17 protein-coding genes and 1 tRNA gene are annotated in these 20,356 nt (G+C 68.9%); 6 read left to right on the top strand and 12 right to left on the bottom strand.

Annotation, left to right across the window (positions count from 1 at the left end; translation table 11 throughout):
• On the top strand, positions 1-908 hold a 908-nt coding region (locus F4X11_26425; protein ID MYN68510.1), incomplete at its 5' end, for a vitamin B12-dependent ribonucleotide reductase.
• A gap of 918 nt (positions 909-1,826) precedes the next feature.
• Here the strand turns inward: F4X11_26425 and F4X11_26430 are convergent.
• Complete coding sequence (locus tag F4X11_26430) at positions 1,827-2,243, bottom strand: hypothetical protein (protein MYN68511.1); 417 nt, start codon at positions 2,241-2,243, stop codon at positions 1,827-1,829.
• 63 nt (positions 2,244-2,306) lie between these two features.
• Here F4X11_26430 and F4X11_26435 point away from each other — a divergent pair, with 63 nt between their 5' ends.
• Complete coding sequence (locus F4X11_26435; GenBank protein MYN68512.1) at positions 2,307-3,290, top strand: DUF547 domain-containing protein; 984 nt, start codon at positions 2,307-2,309, stop codon at positions 3,288-3,290.
• Positions 3,291-3,489: 199 nt separating this feature from the next.
• Here F4X11_26435 and F4X11_26440 read toward each other — a convergent pair whose 3' ends face one another.
• On the bottom strand, positions 3,490-5,223 hold the full coding sequence (locus F4X11_26440; GenBank protein MYN68513.1) for a DUF222 domain-containing protein: 1,734 nt from the start codon (positions 5,221-5,223) through the stop codon (positions 3,490-3,492).
• 699 nt (positions 5,224-5,922) lie between these two features.
• On the opposite strand from F4X11_26440, the gene F4X11_26445 reads away from it, so the two are divergent.
• Positions 5,923-6,699: an SDR family oxidoreductase gene (locus F4X11_26445; GenBank protein MYN68514.1), complete on the top strand. Its 777-nt coding sequence runs from the start codon at positions 5,923-5,925 to the stop codon at positions 6,697-6,699.
• Positions 6,700-6,748: 49 nt separating this feature from the next.
• On the opposite strand, the gene rpmE is transcribed toward F4X11_26445, so the two are convergent.
• The 7 genes from rpmE to F4X11_26480 all read right to left on the bottom strand — a co-directional run bounded on the left by rpmE (position 6,749) and on the right by F4X11_26480 (position 13,652).
• The gene (gene rpmE, locus F4X11_26450; protein ID MYN68515.1) at positions 6,749-6,988 is read right to left on the bottom strand and encodes a 50S ribosomal protein L31; all 240 of its coding nucleotides are present in this window, start codon (positions 6,986-6,988) and stop codon (positions 6,749-6,751) included.
• A gap of 33 nt (positions 6,989-7,021) precedes the next feature.
• Complete coding sequence (ysxC, locus tag F4X11_26455; GenBank protein MYN68516.1) at positions 7,022-7,690, bottom strand: ribosome biogenesis GTP-binding protein YsxC; 669 nt, start codon at positions 7,688-7,690, stop codon at positions 7,022-7,024.
• A 157-nt stretch (positions 7,691-7,847) separates the two neighbouring features.
• Positions 7,848-10,232: an endopeptidase La gene (locus tag F4X11_26460; GenBank protein MYN68517.1), complete on the bottom strand. Its 2,385-nt coding sequence runs from the start codon at positions 10,230-10,232 to the stop codon at positions 7,848-7,850.
• A 21-nt stretch (positions 10,233-10,253) separates the two neighbouring features.
• Positions 10,254-11,504, bottom strand: a complete 1,251-nt coding sequence (gene clpX, locus F4X11_26465) for an ATP-dependent Clp protease ATP-binding subunit ClpX (GenBank protein MYN68518.1) — start codon at positions 11,502-11,504, stop codon at positions 10,254-10,256.
• A gap of 25 nt (positions 11,505-11,529) precedes the next feature.
• Positions 11,530-12,132 carry an ATP-dependent Clp endopeptidase proteolytic subunit ClpP gene (gene clpP, locus F4X11_26470; protein MYN68519.1) on the bottom strand — a complete coding sequence of 201 codons (603 nt, stop codon included), beginning with the start codon at positions 12,130-12,132 and terminating at the stop codon, positions 11,530-11,532.
• 54 nt (positions 12,133-12,186) lie between these two features.
• A complete protein-coding gene (gene tig / locus F4X11_26475) occupies positions 12,187-13,482 on the bottom strand; it encodes a trigger factor (GenBank protein ID MYN68520.1) in 1,296 nt (431 codons plus the stop codon).
• Between the two features lie 83 nt (positions 13,483-13,565).
• Positions 13,566-13,652 (bottom strand) — tRNA-Leu (locus F4X11_26480).
• Between the two features lie 143 nt (positions 13,653-13,795).
• Between F4X11_26480 and egtB the strand changes: the two genes are divergently transcribed.
• The 3 genes from egtB to F4X11_26495 are packed head-to-tail and all read left to right on the top strand — an operon-like array spanning position 13,796 to position 17,266.
• Positions 13,796-15,148, top strand: a complete 1,353-nt coding sequence (egtB, locus tag F4X11_26485) for an ergothioneine biosynthesis protein EgtB (protein ID MYN68521.1) — start codon at positions 13,796-13,798, stop codon at positions 15,146-15,148.
• Positions 14,932-16,134 carry an L-histidine N(alpha)-methyltransferase gene (gene egtD / locus F4X11_26490; protein ID MYN68522.1) on the top strand — a complete coding sequence of 401 codons (1,203 nt, stop codon included), beginning with the start codon at positions 14,932-14,934 and terminating at the stop codon, positions 16,132-16,134. The genes egtB and egtD overlap by 217 nt, the downstream gene beginning before the upstream one ends.
• A gap of 13 nt (positions 16,135-16,147) precedes the next feature.
• Complete coding sequence (locus F4X11_26495; GenBank protein MYN68523.1) at positions 16,148-17,266, top strand: AI-2E family transporter; 1,119 nt, start codon at positions 16,148-16,150, stop codon at positions 17,264-17,266.
• Here F4X11_26495 and F4X11_26500 read toward each other — a convergent pair.
• The 3 genes from F4X11_26500 to F4X11_26510 form a co-directional block, all read right to left on the bottom strand.
• The gene (locus F4X11_26500; protein ID MYN68524.1) at positions 17,234-17,779 is read right to left on the bottom strand and encodes a TerB family tellurite resistance protein; all 546 of its coding nucleotides are present in this window, start codon (positions 17,777-17,779) and stop codon (positions 17,234-17,236) included. The two genes, F4X11_26495 and F4X11_26500, sit on opposite strands and share 33 nt — an antisense overlap.
• A gap of 120 nt (positions 17,780-17,899) precedes the next feature.
• Positions 17,900-19,432 (bottom strand): ABC transporter permease subunit, encoded by a 1,533-nt coding sequence (locus tag F4X11_26505; protein ID MYN68525.1) that lies wholly within the window; start codon positions 19,430-19,432, stop codon positions 17,900-17,902.
• Positions 19,429-20,205 (bottom strand): ABC transporter ATP-binding protein, encoded by a 777-nt coding sequence (locus F4X11_26510; GenBank protein MYN68526.1) that lies wholly within the window; start codon positions 20,203-20,205, stop codon positions 19,429-19,431. Before F4X11_26510 ends, F4X11_26505 begins: the two co-directional genes overlap by 4 nt.
• Positions 20,206-20,356 lie beyond the last annotated feature (151 nt).

Consider the following 20,356-nt stretch of genomic DNA (forward strand, 5'->3'; position numbering starts at 1 on the left):
CCCCGCATCTGGATCCGGCGCACCTGCCGGTGTTCGACTGCGCCTTCAAGCCGGCGAAGGGCTCGCGGTTCATCCACTACACGGGGCATCTGAAGATGATCGGGGCGACGCAGCCGTTCATCTCCGGGGCCATCTCGAAGACCATCAACGTGCCGACCGAGGCGACGGTCGAGGACATCGAGCGCGCGTACCTCGACGCCTGGCGGCTCGGCACCAAGGCGGTCTCGATCTACCGGGACGGAAGCAAGCGGACGCAGCCGCTCAATACCGCCAAGCAGACAGCAAAAGAGGCGGTGGCTGCGTCCGGCGATCAGCCGGTGCGCCGCAAGTTGCCGGACGAGCGCGACGCCATCACGCACAAGTTCGACATCGCCGGACACGAGGGCTACATCACGGTCGGGCTGTTCGGGGACGGCGCCCCGGGGGAGATCTTCCTGGTGATGGCCAAGGAAGGGTCGACCATCTCCGGCTTCGCCGACGCATTCGCGCAGGCCATCTCCTATTCGCTGCAGTACGGCGTGCCGCTGCAGGTCCTGGTCGACAAGTTCAGCCACGTACGGTTCGAGCCGGCCGGCCTGACGAAGAACAAGGACATTCGGGTGGCCAAGTCGATCGTCGACTACGTCTTCCGCTGGCTGGCGACGAAGTTCCTCTCGCCGGAGGCGCAGTTCCACGCGGGCGTCAACGTCAGCGGCGAGGTCGCGGCCGAGGGCGGCGAGCAGTTGACCTTCGGCGAGGCGGTCCCGACCGACGCGCCCGCGCGGAGCGCGGGCCAGAACGGCTCGCCGGCCTACGCCATCCAGAACGACGAGGACGCGCCCCCGTGCTCGACCTGCGGCGCCATCATGATCCGCAACGGCGCCTGCTACAAGTGCGTCAACTGCGGGACGACGAGCGGGTGCGCGTAGTCTTGCGGTTAGGAAGTCTGACCGGTCGCGGCTTCCCGGCTGAACGACGGGCGCGGCCGGCAGGGGGAATGTGTATCCGGTCCGTGGGGTCCTTCGGGTAGAAGAGTATGATACGGGGTTCGGTAGCGTGGGGGAAGTACCGCGACTACTTGATCACAACAAAGCAGAAGTCACAACAGGCACATGATGATGGAATCCTGAAGGTTTGTGGCGGTTCGCTTGGGGTATCGTTCGCCTTCGTGAATAGCTTCGTAGAGGATTCTCCAGCCGCGGTGGAGTTGCTCATGCTCGCATGGGCCTGTTGGGCGGTGGCTCTCGTCGGAGTTCTGTGGTCTCATCGCTACAGCACCTTGGCGATAGACAAAGCACTTCAGCAGCTAGACAGGAGAATATGTGTTCCAGCAGAAAGCAACCCTAGGGATGACGAAATCGGCGGTTGGCGGAATCGAGTAGTAAGGTGGCTCAACGCCATCGGTTGGGTACTCTTCGCGTTCGGGGTTGTCTTCTTGGGAAGTTCATCTACTGCAACTTGGGGTGAGGCACTAATGGCAAAGAGCGACACGCAGACAGGACGGATACCGGGTCGGCCCAGACCTAATATCGTACCTCCACCGACGGGGGCGGACAAGGGTGGTAGTGGGGCGCCGTCGTGGACCGGAGGGAAGCGCGGTGGCCAGCTGGGGCCGCGACGGAAGTAGGCAGGAGTGACGCGGCGTGAACTGAGGAGTGCTGAGGTGAGGAGGCGCCGCCCGACAACGAGGCGGCGACGGCCGTTCTCCGCGCCCCTGAAGAAAGAGTCACGTTCCAGGCGTCGCGGGGAGAATGCACCGTGCAGGAGGCCGCGGGGCGATACGAGGACGGCAGCAAGCGGCGCTGGCGGGCGCAGGTATCCCGCATTGAGAGGTTGCGATCATTGGACTATCCTCCTTCCCGGTCAAGACGAGGTCCTGGGTCCGGCTCGTCGGATTTTGAAAACTCAGAGTCCTCACTGCTGCCTACCATGCCCCAGCCGAAGTACGCCAGGGCGACGAGCGTGGCCGCGAAGACGGCGCGCAGGCTCTGAGGGAGGATCATCAGATCGAGACGGCCGTAGAAGTGCGCGTCGTTGTGCAGGCTGATCGATTGCAGTCCGAGGAGCGCGGCGACCGCGAGGGCGAGCCCGCCCGGCATCGACACGCGCACCAGCGCGGCGGCCAGCACCAGCATCGCCCCGGCCAGCATGCGCCAGACGTTGGCCCACCATGGGAGCGTGCCCGCGCCGAGGAGGTCCGCCGCGCCGACGACCACGTCGTGCAGGCCGTAGAGGAACATGCCGAGCGCGGCTACTCTGAGCATCGTTCCTCTGTTGTATCATGCCGCGTCGCCCGGTGGAGGGCGTAGCGAACTCACGCGCCGGCGATGGCGCCGGGCCTCCCGCCGATGTCCAGATCGACTCCCAGCCTGATCGTGACTGCTCTGGCCGCATCGATTGGAGCAGGCGTGTTGTCGGGGAGCGGTGGCGCCGGCGCCCGGGAGCTCGCGCCGGGGTCGATGGGGACACCGTACGCCGGGGTTGGGCGGGCAGCGAGTTCGCCGGCGGAACCGGTGCCGAGCGCGAGGTCCGTTGCAGCGTCGGAGGCTGCAGGCCAGCGAGCGGTCGACGAGCCGCTGGATCGCATCCTCGACCTGTACGTGCGCGACGGGCTCGTCTACTACCGCGCGCTGCGCGCCGAGCGGTCGGCTCTGGATCGCTACGTGCGCTCCCTGCGCGACGTGCCGGCCGGTTTCGACGGCTGGCCGACCGGGCAGCGGATCGCCTTCTGGCTGAACGCCTACAACGCGCTCGTGCTTCGTACCGTCGTGGACCACTACCCGATTCGCGGTGACTTCCCGCTGTATCCGCCGGACAGCATCCGCCAGATACCGGGCGCACTCGACGACGTCCGGCACACGGTGGCGGGCCGAGAGCTCACGCTCGACGAGATCGAGTCCTCCGTCCTCGCGTCGCTCGGTGACCCCCGGGTGTTTCTGGCGCTCGGGCGCGGCGCCGTCGGCAGCGGCCGGCTGCGCAGTGAGGCCTATTCCGCCGAGCGCCTCGATGAGCAACTGGCGGCGGTCGTGGAAGAGTTCGCTACCGAGCCGTGGGGCGTGGTGTTGGACCGGATCGCGGACAGGGTGCGGGCGAGTCCCATCTTCGGGTGGCGGCGGGAGGCGTTCGTCCGGACCTACGCCGACCGCGGCTGGACCGATTCCGGTCGTTCCCCCATCGAGCGGGCGGTGTTGAACCTCGTCGAGTCGTCGCTCTTTCCGAGCGAGCGGGCTTTCCTCGCGCAGAACACGTTCGGTTTCGAGTACCAGGAGTTCGACTGGCGGCTGAACGATCTCACCGGCGGGCGCCCGTAGAGGGGGACGCCCGAGGCTGTCTCCGTCGTCGGACCCCGCGTACCGCTCATACGGGAGGACCGGATGCTCCAGGTTCGGGCAAGACCGCGGGCGGCCTCAACGGACCATGCGGGGTGCGGGTAGCGCCGAGAGCGAGGCGCGCGCGTGGCGAGGCCGGGCTCACGCAAGTCCTCATTCTCTTGTCGCGGGGTCTCGCGGACTACGCAGGCCCGGCGGCGGCTGCTCCGTCCTCCGTTCGGGGCGCCCACAACACGTCGATGGCGTAGCCGAGATCGAGAGGTTCGCCGTGCCAATTCGGGGTCGCCGTGTCCGGTCCGATCTCGATGCCGGCGGCGGCGAGGCGGGCGTCGGTGGGGGCCAGAGGCAGGCCTTCCCAACGGGGCGCGGCCGCCACGGCGGGAAAAGGACGGCCGTCGGGCCAGCAGAACGTGAAGTCGTCGGTCGGACCCATCCGGACCCGGAAGCCCTCCTCATGTACCGCCCGATGGTGCCGGCGGCAGAGCAGCACGAGGTTGTCGAGCCGGGTCGGACCGCCGTCGGCCCAGTGCCGGACATGGTGGGCGTCGCAGCGCCGCGCATTGCAGCCGGGGAACCGGCACTGGCGGTCTCGTGCGAGCAGCGCCCGCCGGAGCGCCGGCGGGATGGTCCGGGTCTTCCGCTCCACATCGAGGAGCGAGCCGTCTGCGGCGTGTCGCACCACGACTGTCCCGGCATCGCACGCCATGCGGCGGGCGGTCTCGGCCGACAGGCGGAGCCCGTCCGCGTCCTCGAGCGCGGCGTGTCCTGCGAGAGCCGTTCGTGACGCCCCGGCACGAGACATCTCCGCGGAGACGTCTGCTGCGTCGGTCCATTGCGCCTCCAACGAAGCGCTCGGCCGCCCGCTGGTGGCGGCCTGCCGCGCCTCCGCGGAAACGTCTCGCGGTCCGCGGCACGGGGTGCCATCGTCCGCGGAAACGTCGGCCCTGTCGGACGACTCTGTGTTCCTGTTGCCCCCGGCCGCGTTGTGATCCGGTAGCGCGTCCATGGAAGCATCCACGACCCGGCCGTCGGCGCCGGTCCGTAGCGACTCTGGCTCGACGTGCAGCACGACCTGATACCGATCCCCCGCCGTGCCCCGGTCCAGATCGGACGACAGGGCGCTTTCCGCCAGCAGTCCCAGCGCGTCTGCCTGCCGCTGGCCGAAGCTGGTCTCCGCGGCTTCCTCCGCAGACACCTCCGTCCGCAACCGATCGGCTGCCGCCTCCAGCGCCCGACGCACCACTGCACCTACCTCGGGCGACAGCCGCCCCCGGATCACCACCATCCCATCGTCGTCGACCCAGGTGTTCAGGTTCCGGCGATCGTGCCGCCGCCGCTCGTCGGTCGCCTCCGCCTGCCGGTCGACCCGGCACCACGCCCGCGCCAGACGCTCGACGTAGGAAGCCGGCGCGCATTCCGCGAAACCGAGCAAACGCCGCTCATTGGCCGGCGTCGCCACGCGCGTCAGCGCCCGCACCTTGGAATACGAAAGCTGCCCCCGCCGCATCGCATCGCTCAGCAGAGGGAGGTCTTCCAGCGCGCGGGCCACGCGCACCTTCTCGCGGGCGGCGCCCAGGGCCAGTCCGGTGCGCCAGTTCAGCCAGTGTGCACAGGACTTGAAGCCGCTCCACCCTTCGCGCTCGTCGAACGCGCGAATCATCACGAGCAACTGGTAGGTGGCGGCGTGAATTCGGGACGCCAACTCGGCGATATCATTGCCGAGACGCTCGGCCTCGTCACGGCGCCGGAGCACGGCCGCGCGGCGTTCCTCGACGGATGCCGGAGCGGTCGTGTTCGCCGCCGGCGCGCCGGCCGACGGTGGCTTGTCGATGACGGCGGCCTCGCTGCCAACCGGTGCAGTCGTGGAATCGTCTCCGGAACGAACCGAGCAGGTAGGCTCTGACGCGACACTCATGAATCTATTGTAAACCCTTTTTTTTCAATGGCTTGAGAGCGCTTGCACGCATCTTCCCGGGACGTGGCGACGGTTTGGGGTCACCCTCCGCCGATACGGGCTGTAGCGGGTCGATGTGCCGGTCTGAGAGCCGCTCCGGAAGTCGTTCCGGACCGCCGGCGACTTGCCGTCAGAGAGTTGTCAAGGAAATCTTCGAGAAAAGTGCATGCGCACCACGGCGGCCGCCGCCTGTAGCGGGATCCGCCGGAGGGTGCCTCCAGCGGGGGACATCGCGGGCTCCGTTTGCGGGGGGCGGACACTCCGATTCGCGGTGGACGGCTGCAACAGGCCGCGCTCCACGGCTACCATGTGTTTCGTGAGCACTACCACGATCAAGGGCTGGAGGAGAGGGAGATCCAGACGCAGGCATTGGACCGACTTGTTCGGTTGCGGGCGGATCCTCGGTTTCTGGACGAAGCGAGGAACGAGCTGCACATTCGTCTGGCCAACGCAGCTTTGCGGCACCAGGTTCGCCGGGGGCCCCGTTCCGGAGTGCGCGAACGTAGTCGGCGCGGGTGTCGAACACGCGTCGGTCGTCGATGAGGTGGACTGAGCGCCGGCATCGACCGCTCGACAGGTGGCATTCGCGCCTGCTCTCCAGTGGGCGAAGGCGATACGAGAGATGTGGAATCGCGCGATGGACGTCCGTGGTGAACTCCTATGGATCTGCAACTGACCGGCAGGATTGCCCTGGTGACCGGGTCGAGCCGCGGCCTCGGGTTGGCCTCGGCCCGCGCGCTGCTCGGCGAGGGCTGCAAGGTGGCCGTCTGCGCCCGCGGCGCCGAGCGCCTCGAGGAGGCGGCCGAGTTGCTGCGGCGAGAGAGCGCCGCGGAGCGAGTGCTCGCCGTGCAGGCCGACCTGTCGACCGCGGAGGGTGTCGCGACGGTCGTCGGCCGGACCGTGGAGAGCTTCGGCGGGCTGGACGTCCTGGTCAACAACGTCGGGCGGGCCGGCGGCGGGGGCATCGTCGAGACGGAGGACGCGGCCTGGACCGCGGCGCTCGACGAGACGCTGTTTCCGGCCATCCGGGCGTCGCGCCTGTCGGTGCCTCATCTGCGCGCGCGGGGCGGCGGGGCCATCATCATGATCGCGTCGATCTGGGGCCGCGAGTCCGGCGGGAGGATGACCTACAACGCGGTCAAGGCGGCGGAGATCAGTCTCGCCAAGTCGATGGCCCGCGAGCTGGCGCCGGACAACATCCGCGTGAACAGCGTGGCGCCCGGGTCCATTTCGTTTCCCGGGGGGTCGTGGCACCGCCGGCAGCAGGAAGACCCGGAAGGAATGGCGGCGTTCGTGCGGGACCAACTCCCGTTCGGCCGTTTCGGCCGGGCGGAGGAAGTGGGCGCGGTCGTCGCGTTTCTCGCCTCGCCGCGGGCGAGCTGGGTCAGTGGGGCGTCCGTCACGGTCGACGGCTGCCAGTCGCGGTCGCTGATCTAGGAGCCTGCGCCGCAGCACGCAGCGAAGCGGACTCCTGCGGCGCAAGCGCCTAGCGCCGCGTGCGTTGTTGCTTCCGGCGGCCTTCCACCGTCACCTTGCCGTACTTCTTCATGAAGCGCTCGACCCGGCCCTCGGTGTCGACCAACTTCTGGCGCCCGGTGAAGAACGGGTGGCAGGTCGAGCAGATTTCGAGGTGCAGCTCTTTCTTGGTCGACCGGGTCTTCCAGGTGGCCCCGCAAGCGCACCGGACGTCGACCTCATGGTATTGCGGGTGAATGTCTGCCCTCACGTTCTGCTCCCTGTTCAACTACGCAACAGGGAATTATAGCAGGCCGTCGGCGGGAACCGGCGCCGTCGCCGCGCTCAGCATCTGTCCGACGGCCGCGCGGACCGCGGACACGCCGTCGCCGGTCCTGCTGGAGACCGGAAGGACGGGGCGCCCGAGCGCCGCTTCGTGCCCGCGTCGCGCCCGGGCCTGCGCACTGCGTGACATGCGGTCGTTCTTCGTCGTGACAACGATGCTCTCGTGGCCCTGCTCGGCGAGCCAGGCCTGGGCCGCCACGTCGCTGGCGAGTCCCGGGTGACGGCCGTCCACCAAGAGGATGACGCCGGCCAGCCGCGGGGCCCCGCGGCCGCGCGAGGAGACTGCGTGGAGCGCTGCCTGCTCGAAGAAGTCCCGCACGATCGCCTCGAATTCGCGACGCGCTTCCGGTCCCCCCCGGGCGAAACCGTACCCCGGCAGGTCGGCGAGGGTCGAGCGCGTGGTGCGCCTTCCGGCCGCCGGAACGACGCGCACGGCGTAGAGGTTGACGAGACGCGTCGTGCCCGGCTTGGCGCCGGCCCGCGCCAGCCCGCGGCGGATCAAGGCGTTGATGAGACTGGACTTGCCGACGTTCGATCGGCCGACCATCGCGATGACGGGACCGGCGTCGGGCGGCAGCCGGCCGCCCGCGGGCATGGAGGTGACGAAGTTGGCGTCGAGGATCTTCACCGGGAAGCTCGCGCCCGTTCGGGGTGGGATGCGCCGGGCGCGGCGCGTGCGCTCGCCCGACGGTGGTCGCCGAACGCGACCACAGGGTCGCGGTGCGGCCCCCGATGTCGCCCAGCCGGGCCTGACCAGGGGCTGCGCCGTAGAACGGAAGACACCCCTAGTGCGTGATCTGGTCGTCCGCCGCGGGCTCGACCTCCGGCGCGTCCGGCGCCGGCAGCGTGGGCACCACCGGCTCGCTGAGGGCGATCTTGAGAACCTCGTCCATGGTGTCGACCATGTAGAGATCGAGCCCGTCGAGGACCGCCTTGGGGATGTCCGCGAGGTCCTTCTCGTTGTCCCTCGGCAGGATGATGGTCTTCAGGTTCGCCCGGTGGGCGGCCAGGACCTTTTCCTTGACCCCGCCGATCGGCAGCACCTTGCCGCGCAGCGTGATCTCGCCGGTCATCGCGACGTCCCGCCGCGTGGGAATGCGCGTGAGGGTCGAAACCAGCGCCGTGGTAATCGTGATGCCCGCCGACGGGCCGTCCTTCGGAATGGCGCCTTCGGGGACATGCACGTGCACGTCGGTCTTCTTGTTGAACTCTTTCGGGATCCCGAATTCCTCGGCCTTCGCGCGGACGTAGCTCATCGCCGCCTGCGCCGACTCCTGCATGACGTCGCCCAGCTTGCCGGTCAGGGTCAGTTGTCCCTTGCCCGGCATCAGGGTCGACTCGGTCAGCAGCAGCTCGCCCCCCGCCTCGGTCCAGGCGAGGCCCGTGGCGATGCCGACCTCGTTCTGCTCTTCGGCGTTCATCGGCCGGTACTTCGGCACCCCGAGGTACTCGGTGATCCGCTCGCCGGTCACTTCCGTGCGATAGCTCTTGCCCTCGTCGACGACCTTGCGCGCGATCTTGCGGCAGACCGAAGCGATCTCGCGCTCCAGGTTCCGCACCCCCGCCTCGCGCGTGTAGCGGCGGATGATGGTCTCGTAGGCGTCGTCGCTGAACGTGGCGTTCTTGTCGCTGAGGCCGGTGGCGGTCAGCGTCTTCGGCATCAGGAACCGCTTGCCGATCTCGATCTTCTCCAGCTCGGTATAGCCCGAGAGCTGCAGCACCTCCATGCGGTCCCGCAGCGCCTGCGGCACGGTGTGCAGCACGTTCGCGGTACAGACGAACATCACGTGCGACAGGTCGTACTCGACATCGAGGTAGTGGTCCAGGAACGTGTTGTTCTGCTCGGGGTCGAGCACCTCGAGCAGGGCGGCCGACGGATCACCCCGGAAATCCATCGACATCTTGTCGACCTCGTCGAGCAGGAACACCGGGTTGACGGTCCCGGCCTTCTTCATCATCTGGATGATCTGTCCGGGGAAGGCGCCGATGTAGGTCCGCCGGTGGCCGCGCACCTCGGCCTCGTCGCGCACGCCGCCGAGCGACAGCCGCACGAACTTGCGGCGCGTGGCGCGGGCGATCGACTTGGCCAGCGACGTCTTGCCGACGCCGGGCGGTCCGGTCAGGGTCAGAATCGTTCCCTTCGGCTTCCGCACCAGCGAACGGACCGCGAGGAACTCCAGGATGCGGTCCTTGATCTTCTCGAGACCGTAGTGGTCGTCGTTCAGGATCTCCTCGGCCCGGCTCAGGTCGCGGCTCTCGCGGGTCCGCTTGTACCACGGCACGGCGATCAGCCAGTCCAGGTAGTTGCGGGACACCGTCGCCTCGGCCGACATCGGCGGCATGGCCTCGAGCCGCTTCAGCTCCTGCAGCGCCTTCTCCTCGACCTCGCCCGGCATCCGGGCCTTGTGGATCTTCTTGCGCAGGTCGTCGGCTTCGTTGCCGCGCTCCTCCTTGCGGCCCAGCTCCTTCTGGATCGCCTTCATCTTCTCGTTGAGGTAGTACTCCTTCTGCGCCTTCTCCATCTGCTTCTTGACGCGGGACTGGATGCGGCGGTCCACCTGGAGCTTGTCGACCTCGGCCTCGAGGATGCTGGCAATGCGCGTCAGCCGTTCGAGCGGCGAGATGATCTCCAGCAGGTTCTGCTTCTCGGCCACGCCGATGGCCAGGTGCGCGGCGATGGTGTCGGCGAGCTTGCTCGGGTCGTCCACGCGCACGGCGGCGATCATGGCGTCGTGCTGCAGGTTGTTCGACAGCTTGCCGTACTGCTCGAACTGCGACACGACCTTGTTCATCGCCGCTTCGACGTCCTCGCCCGGATCGCTCTGCCGGCCGAGCACCTTCGCGACGACGCGGTAGAAGCCCTTGTCCTCCTTCCACTCGATCGTGCGGGCGCGGTCCACTCCCTCGACCAGGACCTTCACGTTGCCGTCCGGCAGCCGCAGGCTCTGGACGATGTTCGCCACGCAGCCCATCGTGTAGATGTCGTTGGGGCTCGGGTCGTCGTTCGCGGCGTCCTTCTGCGCCGCCAGGAAGATGCGCTTGTCGCCGGAGAGGGCGTGCTCGAGCGCGCGCGTCGACGACGGCCGCCCGACGACGAACGGCATCATCATGTGCGGGAAGACGACGACATCCCGCAACGGGACGATCGGCAGAGTTTCGTAGGCTTCCATGCGATGAGGATCCTGGCCCGGTTACCCGGCCTTTTCGATGAGGGTTATGGGTTTGTCCTTGGCCAGCACGGCTTCACGGGTGATAACGCATTCGGTGACCTTCTTGTTGCCCGGCAGCGAGTACATGATGTCGAGCATCAGCTCTTCGATGATCATCCGCAGTCCGCGCGCCCCGATCTTGCGGTCGAGCGCCGACTCCGCGATGGCGTCGAGCGCGTCGTCGTCGAAACGGAGCTTCACGTCCTCGTATTCGAACAGCTTCTGATACTGGCGTGTGATGGCGTTGCGCGGCGTCGTCAGTATCTTGACGAGCGCCGACTTGTCGAGCTCGTGCAGCGTGCCCTGCACCGGCAGGCGCCCGACGAACTCCGGTATCAGGCCGTACTTGATCAGGTCCTCCGGCTCGACGTGCTGCAGCAGCGAGCCGACGCTCGACTGTCTGGCGGAGCGGATGTCGGCCCGGAACCCCAGCGTCTTGCGACCCATGCGGCGCTGGATCATCTTGTCGAGGCCGACGAACGCTCCGCCGCAGATGAACAGGACGTTGGTGGTGTCGATCTGGAAGAACTCCTGGTGCGGGTGCTTGCGCCCGCCCTGCGGCGGCACGTTGGCGACCGTGCCCTCCAGGATCTTCAGCAGCGCCTGCTGCACGCCCTCGCCCGACACGTCGCGCGTGATGGACGGATTCTCGTCCTTGCGGCAGATCTTGTCGATCTCGTCGATATAGATGATGCCCTGCTGGCACTTGTCGATGTCGCCGCCGGCCGCCTGCAGCAGCTTGAGGATGATGTTCTCGACGTCCTCGCCGACGTAGCCGGCCTCGGTGAGCGTCGTCGCGTCGACGATGGTGAAGGGCACCGCGAGCAGGCGCGCCAGCGTCTGCGCCAGCAGCGTCTTGCCTGTGCCGGTCGGCCCGATCAGCAGGATGTTCGACTTGGTCAGCTCCGGCTCGTGCCGGTTCTTCACCCGCTTCTGGATCTCGACCCGCTTGTAGTGGTTGTAGACGGCGACGGCGAGCTTCTTCTTCGTGACCTCCTGCCCGATCACGTACTGGTCGAGGAACTTCTTGATGTCCGCCGGGACCGGCAGGCTCGAGCGGAGGGCTCCCTTGCTCTCGAAGCGGCTGTCGTCCGCGATGATGTCGTTGCAGACGTCGACGCATTCGTCGCAGATGAAGACCGTCGGTCCGGCGATGAGCTTCCGGACGTCGTTCTGGTCCTTGTTGCAGAAGGAGCAACGGAGCGTTTCGCCGCTCGCGGCTTTCTTGGCCATGCCTTGACGTACAGATCGCCGACGCCTACGCCCGCTCGCGGATCACGTCGTCAATGATACCGTATTCGCGGCTCTGCTCGGCGCTCATGATGTAGTCCCGCTCGGTGTCCTCGGCGATCCGGTCGAGCGACTGTTTCGTGTGCTCGGCCAGGATCTCGTTCAGCCGCGAGCGCGTGCGCAGGATCTCCTTGGCGTGGATGTCGATGTCCGTCGCCTGGCCGCCCAGCCCGGTCATCAGCGGCTGGTGGATGATGATGCGCGAGTTGGGCAGCGAGAACCGCTTGCCGCCGGTGCCCGCCGCCAGCAGCACGGCGGCCATCGACGCGGCCTGGCCGATGCAGTAGGTCTGCACGTCCGGCTTGATGAACTGCATCGTGTCGTAGATCGCGAGCCCGGCCGAGATCACGCCGCCCGGGCTGTTGATGTACAGCAGGATGTCGCGGTCGGGATCCTCCGCCTCGAGGAACAGCATCTGCGCGATGACCAGGTTCGCGAGCGCGTCGTCGATGGACGACCCGATGAAGACGATGCTGTCCTTCAGCAGGCGGGAGTAGATGTCGTAGGCGCGCTCGCCCCGGTTGGTCTGCTCGACCACCATCGGAATGAGCTGCGATCGGGATTCGGGCATGGGAATAGGTTACATGGTACGGAGCCCGGTTCGCGCCGCGCCGCCGGCACGGGGTCAGAGGCTCACGATCGTCGCGCGTTTCATCAGCAGCGCGATCGCCTTCTCGCGCCGCAGGCCCGCCCTGAGCCGTCCGATGCCCCCGTCCTTCTCTAGGAGCGCACGGACCGCCTGGGGCGTGCGGCCGCTCATCGCCGCCTGGCGTTCGACCTCCTGGTCCACGTCGGCGCCCGTTACCTCGATCGCCTCCCGGCCGGCGATCTCGTCGAGCACGAGCGTCCCGCGGACGGCGTCGGTCGCCGATGCGCGCTGCTGCTCGCGGAACGCGTCCCAGTCGATGCGCGCCTGCCGGGGGTCGACCTGTTCCTCCAGGAGGCGCCGGACGACCTGCTCGACGCGGCGGTCCAGCTCGCGCCCGATCAGCGCTTCCGGCACCTCGACCGTGACCCGGTTCGCGAGCTGCCGCAGCAGGTCCTGGCGCACCTCGTTGTGCGCCTCGGCCTCGGCCTGCGCCCGCAGATCGGCGTCGACCTGCGCCCGCAACGCGGCCAGATCGTCGAACTTGCCGATCGAGCGGGCGAACTCGTCGTCGAGATCCGGCGGCACCGGCCGCTGCACGTTCTTGACTTCGATCGCGTAGGACGCCTGCCGGCCCGCGAGTCTGCGGACGGCGTCGTTCTCCGCGTGGGTCACCGTGAACGAGCGCGTGGCGCCCGCCTCCAGTCCGACCAGCTCGTCGTCGAACCCGGGCGGATTCGCGTCGCCGCCGATCTCGACGCGCACCCCCTGGAGATGCTCCGGCGCCACGTCCGGCTGGTCCGGCAGCCGCCGCTCGAGATCGATGGTCAGCACGTCGCCCCGCTCCGCCGGGCGCTCGGTGACCGGTTCCAGTTGCGCGCGCCCCTGGCGCAGCCGCTCGACGGCCTGCTCCACCGTGCCGGCGTCCACCGTGACGGGCGTCTGGCGCAGCGTGAACGCGGAATAGTCGCCCGGGTCGACCTCGGGTACCGTCTCGATGAGCGCGGTGAAGGTGAGCGGCTTCCCGTCGTCGACCTCCACGTCGCGGATCTCCGGCGTCGCCACCGGCTGCAGCTCGTGCTCCGCAACGGCCTCGTCCACCGCTTCCGGTATCAGATCCTGGGCGACGTCGCGGAGGATCTGATCGTGGAAGCGCGCCCGCACGACCCTGGCGGGCACCTTCCCGGGCCGAAACCCCTGCACCTTGACCGACCGGCCGTAGCGCCGCGAGATGCGCTCGATCGCCGCGTCGACCGTGGTCGCCGGGATCTCGACGGCCAGCTCCTTGCGGCATGCGCCGACGTCCTTCAGTTCCGATTTCATCGCCGTCGTCATCGTGTACTGCCGGCCACTCCAACCCCCGGCGGGCCGCTGGTTCCGCCGGCGGCGCCGAGGCTGCGTTGCGGTCTGTCGCGGGATGGTGCGAAAGGGGGGACTCGAACCCCCATAGCCTTGCGGCTACCGGATCCTAAATCCGGCGCGTCTGCCAGTTCCGCCACTTTCGCGTCGTTCGCCGGCGCGGGGTGGAGCCGTGGGCGCCGCTGCCGCGGATCAGACTAGCATACCAGCCCGGCGCGCCGCCTGCGTCCGGCGTGTCCCGTTCTGGTACGATCATGGGAAGCATGGCTCGATTCGGGAGGTTGCCTTGATGCAGGTTGCGCCGTCCGGCGCCGGCGTCGTCGATCGCCGGCAGGTGATTCAGGCCTATCGCGAGAACCGGACCCGGACGCGGGAGCTCTTCGAGATGCTCGCGCCGGACGCCTACTACGAGCGGCCGATCCCGCTCCGGCATCCGGTCGTGTTCTATGACGGTCATATTCCCGCGTTCGCCGTGAATGCCTTTCTCAAGCGCGGGCTCGGACACCCCGGTGTCGACGGCGACCTGGAGGTGCTGTTCGCGCGCGGGATCGATCCGACGGACGGTGCGGCCGCCTCGGCTTCGGAGATCGCGAGCTGGCCGTCCCGGGACGCCGTGCGCCGCTACGCGGAGCAGGCCGACGACGCCATCCTGTCCGCCCTCGCATCCGCCCCTGTCGAGGGCGAAGAGAACGCGGTGCTGCGGCGGGGCCAGGGCGTCTTCACCATTCTGGAGCACGAGGAGATGCACCAGGAGACGCTGCTCTACATGTGGCACCGTCTGGATCCGCGCTTCAAGCGGCGCCCCGCCGGGTACGAGCCGGCCGGGGTGGCCGCGGCCGCGCCGGCCCGGCGCGAGATCGTGACGATCCCGACCGGCCGCGCCACCCTCGGCGCCGGGATGCAGCAGGTCCGCTTCGGCTGGGACAACGAGTTTCCGTCGCTCAGCGTCGAGGTTCCCGCGTTTGCGATCGACGTGCACGATGTGACCAACGCCGAGTATCGCGCGTTCGTCGACGCCGGGGGTTACGACGACCCCGCGTTGTGGTCGGCCGCGGCCTGGCGCCGGCGCCGGGAGACCGATCGCGCGCACCCGTTGTTCTGGGAACGTTCGGACGGCGAGTGGTTCTGGCGGGGGATGTTCGGCCGCGTGCCGCTGCCGCCGGCCTGGCCGGTGTACGCGACGCACGACGAGGCGAGCGCCTTCGCCCGCTGGAAGGGGTTGCGACTGCCGACGGAAGCCGAGTACCACCGCGCCGCCTTCGGGACGCCGGACGGCGTCGAGCGGGCGCATCCCTGGGGCGACGGGGCGCCGGACGAGACCCGGGGCAACTTCGATTTCCGGTCCTGGGATCCGGCGCCGGTGGGCTCCTTCCCGGCAGGTGCGAGCGCCTGGGGCGTGCACGATCTCGCCGGCAACGGCTGGGAATGGACGTCCACGCCCTTCGCCGGCTTTCCCGGCTTCGAGGCGATGGCCGCGTATCCCGAATACTCCGCGGACTTCTTCGACGGCGAGCACTTCGTCGTCAAGGGGGCGTCGCCGGCCACCGCGCGCGGACTGGTGCGCCGCAGCTTCCGGAACTGGTTCCGGCCGCACTATCCGTACGCGTACGCGACGTTTCGTTGTGCGGGAGACGCGCAGTGACGGCGCTGGAAGCGGTATCCCCGGCGCCAGCTGCCGAGGCGGGTCTCGACGAGGCACTCGCGCGCGACGTGGTCGAGGGGCTCACGAGTCGGCCGAAGCGCCTGGCCACGAAGTATCACTACGATGCGCTCGGGTCGCACCTGTTCGAGGCGATCTGCGAGCTCCCCTGGTACCCGATCACGCGCAGCGAGCGGACGCTGTTGGCGCGTGAACGTGACGACATCCTCGCTCGCCTGGGCGATCCCGCCACGCTGGTCGAGCTCGGCGGCGGCAACGGCGAGAAGCTCGCCATTCTGACCGCGGGGCTGGCGGAGCAGGGCCGCGCCGCGACGATCCATCTGATCGACATCTCGGAGACGGCGCTCGCACAGGCCAGCCGCGCCGTGGCGCCCCATCCCCGCGTTACCGTCCGCGGGCACTGCGCCTCGTACGCCGAGGGGCTGCGTGCCGCGGTTGCCGAGCTCGAGCCGGGTCGCGCGGCCATGGTGCTGTTCCTCGGATCGAATATCGGGAACCTCGCCCCGGACGAGGCAGACCGTTTTCTCGCGGCGATCCGCGCCGCGTTGCGGCCCGGCGACAGCCTGCTGCTGGGCACGGACCTCGTCAAGCCGGAGCCGGATCTGATCCTGGCCTACGACGACCCGCTGGGCGTGACGGCGTCGTTCAACCGCAATCTTCTCGTGCGCCTGAACCGCGAGCTCGACGCGGACTTCGATCTCGAGCAGTTCGCGCACCGCGTCGTCTGGAACGCGCGGGAGTCGCGCGTCGAGTCCTATCTCGTCAGTCAGGCGGAGCAGACCGTCTGTCTTCCGGGCGCCGGTTGTTGCGTCCGGTTCGCCGAGGGAGAGACGATCTGGACCGAGAGCTCGCACAAGTACCGCCCGGATGACGTGGTGGACATGGCCGCGCGCGCCGGATTCGCGTACGGCGCGCAGTGGATCGAGTCCGACGCGGCATTCGCACTGACGCTCTTCGACGCGCCATGAGCCCCGAGCCGTCATGAGCCCCGAGCCGCGCCAGCGCCGCGACGCCGGCCTGCGATTCCTCGTCGCCGCGGCCTGCGTCGTCATCGTCATCGCCGGCCTGCGCGCCGCCGCCGCCCTCATCCTGCCCTTCCTGATCGCCGTGTTCCTCGCCGTGGTGAACGTGCCGCTGATGAACTGGCTGGTGCGGATGCGCGTGCCGAAGCCCCTGGCCGTGCTGCTGACCGTCCTGACCGTCGCCTCGGTCATCGGGATCCTGGTGGCGTTGCTGGCGCAGTCGGTCAACCAGTTGACGGAAGTGATTCCCCGCTACCGAGCCCGCGTCGGCGATCTGGCGACCTCGGTGGCCGCGCTGGGCGCGTCCCTGGGCCTGCCGGTGGAGCAGTTGCGGGAGGATTTCCAATCGGTCTCGCTCGCGGCCTTCGGAACCGCCGACACGATCGGCGCGATCATCGGCAACACCGGCGCGATCGTCGGGAACGCGGTACGGACGATCGGCGCCTTTCTTTCCAACGCCTTTCTGGTGTTCCTGACGGTGGTCTTCATCCTGTTCGAGGCGGCAGGCTTCACCGCCAAGATCAAGCTCGCCTTCGGGGCGGGACCCGACCCGTTCGGACACCTCGGGCGCATCTCCGCCCAGATCCAGACCTACCTCGTCACCAAGGCCACCGTCAGCGCGGCCACCGGCGTCATCGTCGGGATCTGGGTTGCGATCATGGGGCTCGACTTTCCCCTGCTGTGGGGCGTCGTCGCGTTCATGTTCAACTTCATTCCGACCCTCGGCTCCATCTTCGCGGCGATTCCGGCGGTGCTGCTCGCGCTGCTGCAACTCGGGCCCGGCCCGGCCGTGATCATCGCGGCGGGGTACCTGCTCGTGAACGTCGCGTTCGGGAACCTGATCGAGCCGACGCTGCTCGGCCGTCGCCTCGGCCTCTCGACCCTGGTGGTCTTCGTGTCCCTCGTCTTCTGGGGCTGGGTTTGGGGGCCGGTCGGGATGCTCTTCTCGGTGCCCCTCACCATGGTGGTGAAGATCGCGCTGGAGAACACCGCCGATCTACGCTGGCTGGCCGTGATGCTGGACGCGAATCCGGCGGTATCGGTCTCACCGCGCAAGGGGCGGGCGCCTGCCGCGTAGCGCTTTCAGCGCCTCGAGGTGCTCCACGTAGGCGGCGCGGGCGCGGACGAACTCGGCGTGGTCGAGCCCGAGCTCGGTCGAGATCTTGCGGGCCTCGCCCTCTTCGACGACCGTGATCGATTCGTCGGCGGCCGAGACGGCGAAGACGCACTCGAGCAGCTCGATCCGCTGCTCGGGGGTCGAGAGTTCGCGGAAGCCTCGTGTCACCGCGTAGTTCTGCGTGCCCCCGAACAGGCGTACCTGGTGCTTGGCCATCTCCACGACCAGCACCGCCTGCGCCTCCGGCAGATGTCCGAGCACGCGGACGATGTCCTCCATCTTCCGTGTCTCGTCGTCGCTTACGTGCGAGTCGGCGTGAGCGGCGCGGCCGAGCACCCAGGCGAACGTGGCGAGGTGGCGGGCGCGGTCTTCCGGCAACGCTTCGAGCTCGCCGACGATGTGGCGGATGACGTCGGCCTCGGGCGACGCGTCGTCGCGGGCGCCGGCGAATCCAAGGAACTCCAGAATCGGCATACGCGTGCTCCTTTCGGGCCCGGTCACCCGGCCGATCGCATCAGGGGGGCCCCAAGGCGCTGCCGACCGGCCGCTTCGCCATCGCCGGCGCCGCGTCCCGTGCGGCGGACGCGGAACGGCTCACGGCGCAACGCCCTCCGACAACTCCTGGACGAACGCGTCCGCCACCGTCGCAGGGGCTTCCCCCTCCTCGTCGACCCGCAGGTTCATGCCGCGCATCCGCTCCGCGTCGATCGATCCGTCGAGCCGCGCCAGGGCGGCGAGCACGTCCGCGGCGTCTCCGGCGAGCCGGGCGCCGGCAACCACGATCGCGTCGTAGGGAGGGATCGCGCCGCGGTCGTCCTCGAGCACGCGCAGATCGAAGGCCGTGATTCGTCCGTCCGTGGTGTAGGCGGCTATCACGTCGACTTCCTCGGTCGCCGCCGCCTGGTACATGAGCGACGCGTCCATCGCCCGCTGTTCCCGGAACGCGAGCTCGTAGGTGTCCCGTACCGCCACCCATTCCGGGCGGGCGAAGAACTCCACGTCGCCGCCGATGGCGAGCCGCGGCGCGTGGTTCACGAGGTCGCCGATGGTCCGCAGGCCCAGGCGGTCCGCTTCCGCCGCGCGCACGGCCAGCGCGTAGCTGTTCTCGAATCCCAGCGTAGCCGCGAGCGTCATTCCGTGCCCGTTCTCCAGGAATTCGCGGACGCCGTCGAGCATCTCCCCGCGCTCCGCGCGGATCTCCGCGCGCCGCATCTCGTTCGCCCAGATGGTACCGGTGTAGTCGACGTAGACGTCCACCTCGCCCGTGTCTACCGCGTCGAAGGCCACGAGCGAGCCGAGGGACTGCAGCACCGAGGTCTGCCGGCCGGTCTCGCGCTCGATCCAGCCGGCGATGGCGGCGCTCAGGATGTACTGCTCGGTGAAGCTCTTGGCGCCGACGACGATCGGCCGCTCCCGATCGCCGAGCAACGGGGCGGCGAGCGTGATCCCGGCGTAGGCGTAGAGCAGGGCGACGGCTCCCAGCGCCGCGGCCAGCCTCCCGCGCCGGCGTCGAACGAGACCGACCTCGATGGATCGCACCAGGCCGTCGAGCAGCAGGGCCAGCCCCGCCGCGGCCACGCACCCGACGAGGATCGCGGCGTAGTTGCGCGTCTGCAGCCCGCTGAAGATGTAGTTGCCGAGGCTGGTCGCCCCCACCGGCGTCGACAGCGTGGCGATGCCCACCACCCAGACGGTCGCCGTGCGGATGCCCGCCACGATGACCGGCATCGCCAGCGGCAGCTCCACCAGCAGCAACTGCTGCCGGGCGGTCATGCCGACGCCGCGCGCCGCTTCCCGCAGGGCCGGGTCGACCCCGGCGATCCCGGTAACGGTGTTGCGCAGCACCGGGAGCACCCCGTACAGCGTCAGGCCGACGATGGCCGGCAGAAAACCGATGCTCTGCAGATCGAGTGCGGCGAGCACGGGCACCATGGCGGCGAGCAGAGCCAGGCTGGGGACGGTCTGGATGATCCCGGCCAGGGCCAGGGCGGGCTGCTCGAGCCAGGCGATGCGGGTGGCCGCGACGCCGAGCGGCACGCTGATGCCGGCGCTCAGCATCAAGGCCAGCAACGTGAGCTGCAGGTGCGCGGTCAGGTACGACGGCAGGAGTGCGAGCAGCTCGGTCATGACTGGGCTTCGGCGGTCGCCCGACCGACCAGGGCCTCGACGACGGCCGCCTGCCGTCGCGGCGTGCTCATCAGGCGGTCGACGTAGTCGTCGGCAGGGCGTGTGAGCAGATCGCGGGGTGTGCCGAGCTGCAGAAGACGGCCGTCGTGCATGACGCCGATGCGGTCGGCGAGGGTCAGCGCCTCGGTCATGTCGTGGGTCACGAAGACGGTGGTCAGCGCGAGCTTGTCGCGAATGCGCAGGAACGACTGCTGCAGCCGCTCGCGCGTGACCGGATCGAGCGCCCCGAACGGTTCATCCAGGAGCATGACGCGGGGCTCGGCGGCCAGGGCGCGCGCCACCCCGACCCGCTGCTGCTGCCCCCCGGACAGCTCGCTCGGCCGCCGGTCGCGCAGGGCGGGATCCAGCTCCACCAGCTCGAGCAGCTCGTCCACTCGCGCGGCGGTCCGCTCGGGCGGCCACCCGAGCAGCCCCGGCGTCACCGCCACGTTCTCGCCGACCGTCATGTGGGGAAACAGGCCGATGCGCTGGAACACGTACCCGATCCGCCGGCGCAACTCGTGCGGCGGCAGGTCCGTCGTGTCGACGCCGTCGAGCCGCACGGAGCCGGCGGTCGGCTCGATCAGGCGGTTGACCATCTTGAGGGTGGTGGTCTTTCCGGAGCCCGAGCCGCCGAGCAGGACCACCAGCTCGCCGGCCTCTACGTTCAGGCTGAAGTCGTCGACGACGACCGCGTCGCCGTAGCGTTTCGTGAGGCCGGCGGCCTGGATCATCACGGGGTGCTCGGCGTCGGTCACAGGGCTGGGCGCTGCCGGCCGCCTCGTCGGCGGACTGCGATTACGACTGTACACGACACGCCGCCGAGCCGGATGGACTCGGCGGCGCGATGTCCGGTGTGAGGCGTGCTGCCTGTCTTGCCGTCGG

Source organism: Acidobacteriota bacterium (assembly GCA_009861545.1).
In the GTDB taxonomy this organism is placed as follows: Bacteria; Acidobacteriota; Vicinamibacteria; order Vicinamibacterales; family UBA8438; genus WTFV01.

Coding starts and splice junctions, on each gene's coding strand:
- F4X11_26440 (MYN68513.1), bottom strand. CDS start 5,223: ATGAGTGTCGCGTCAGAGCCTACCTGCTCGGTTCGTTCCGGAGACGAT.
- clpX (MYN68518.1), bottom strand. CDS start 11,504: ATGGCCAAGAAAGCCGCGAGCGGCGAAACGCTCCGTTGCTCCTTCTGC.
- F4X11_26460 (MYN68517.1), bottom strand. CDS start 10,232: ATGGAAGCCTACGAAACTCTGCCGATCGTCCCGTTGCGGGATGTCGTC.
- F4X11_26430 (MYN68511.1), bottom strand. CDS start 2,243: ATGCTCAGAGTAGCCGCGCTCGGCATGTTCCTCTACGGCCTGCACGAC.
- F4X11_26510 (MYN68526.1), bottom strand. CDS start 20,205: ATGATCCAGGCCGCCGGCCTCACGAAACGCTACGGCGACGCGGTCGTC.
- F4X11_26435 (MYN68512.1), top strand. CDS start 2,307: ATGGCGCCGGGCCTCCCGCCGATGTCCAGATCGACTCCCAGCCTGATC.
- egtD (MYN68522.1), top strand. CDS start 14,932: ATGGACGTCCACGCCCTTCGCCGGCTTTCCCGGCTTCGAGGCGATGGC.
- egtB (MYN68521.1), top strand. CDS start 13,796: ATGCAGGTTGCGCCGTCCGGCGCCGGCGTCGTCGATCGCCGGCAGGTG.
- F4X11_26505 (MYN68525.1), bottom strand. CDS start 19,432: ATGACCGAGCTGCTCGCACTCCTGCCGTCGTACCTGACCGCGCACCTG.
- clpP (MYN68519.1), bottom strand. CDS start 12,132: ATGCCCGAATCCCGATCGCAGCTCATTCCGATGGTGGTCGAGCAGACC.
- tig (MYN68520.1), bottom strand. CDS start 13,482: ATGACGACGGCGATGAAATCGGAACTGAAGGACGTCGGCGCATGCCGC.
- F4X11_26500 (MYN68524.1), bottom strand. CDS start 17,779: ATGCCGATTCTGGAGTTCCTTGGATTCGCCGGCGCCCGCGACGACGCG.
- F4X11_26445 (MYN68514.1), top strand. CDS start 5,923: ATGGATCTGCAACTGACCGGCAGGATTGCCCTGGTGACCGGGTCGAGC.
- F4X11_26495 (MYN68523.1), top strand. CDS start 16,148: ATGAGCCCCGAGCCGCGCCAGCGCCGCGACGCCGGCCTGCGATTCCTC.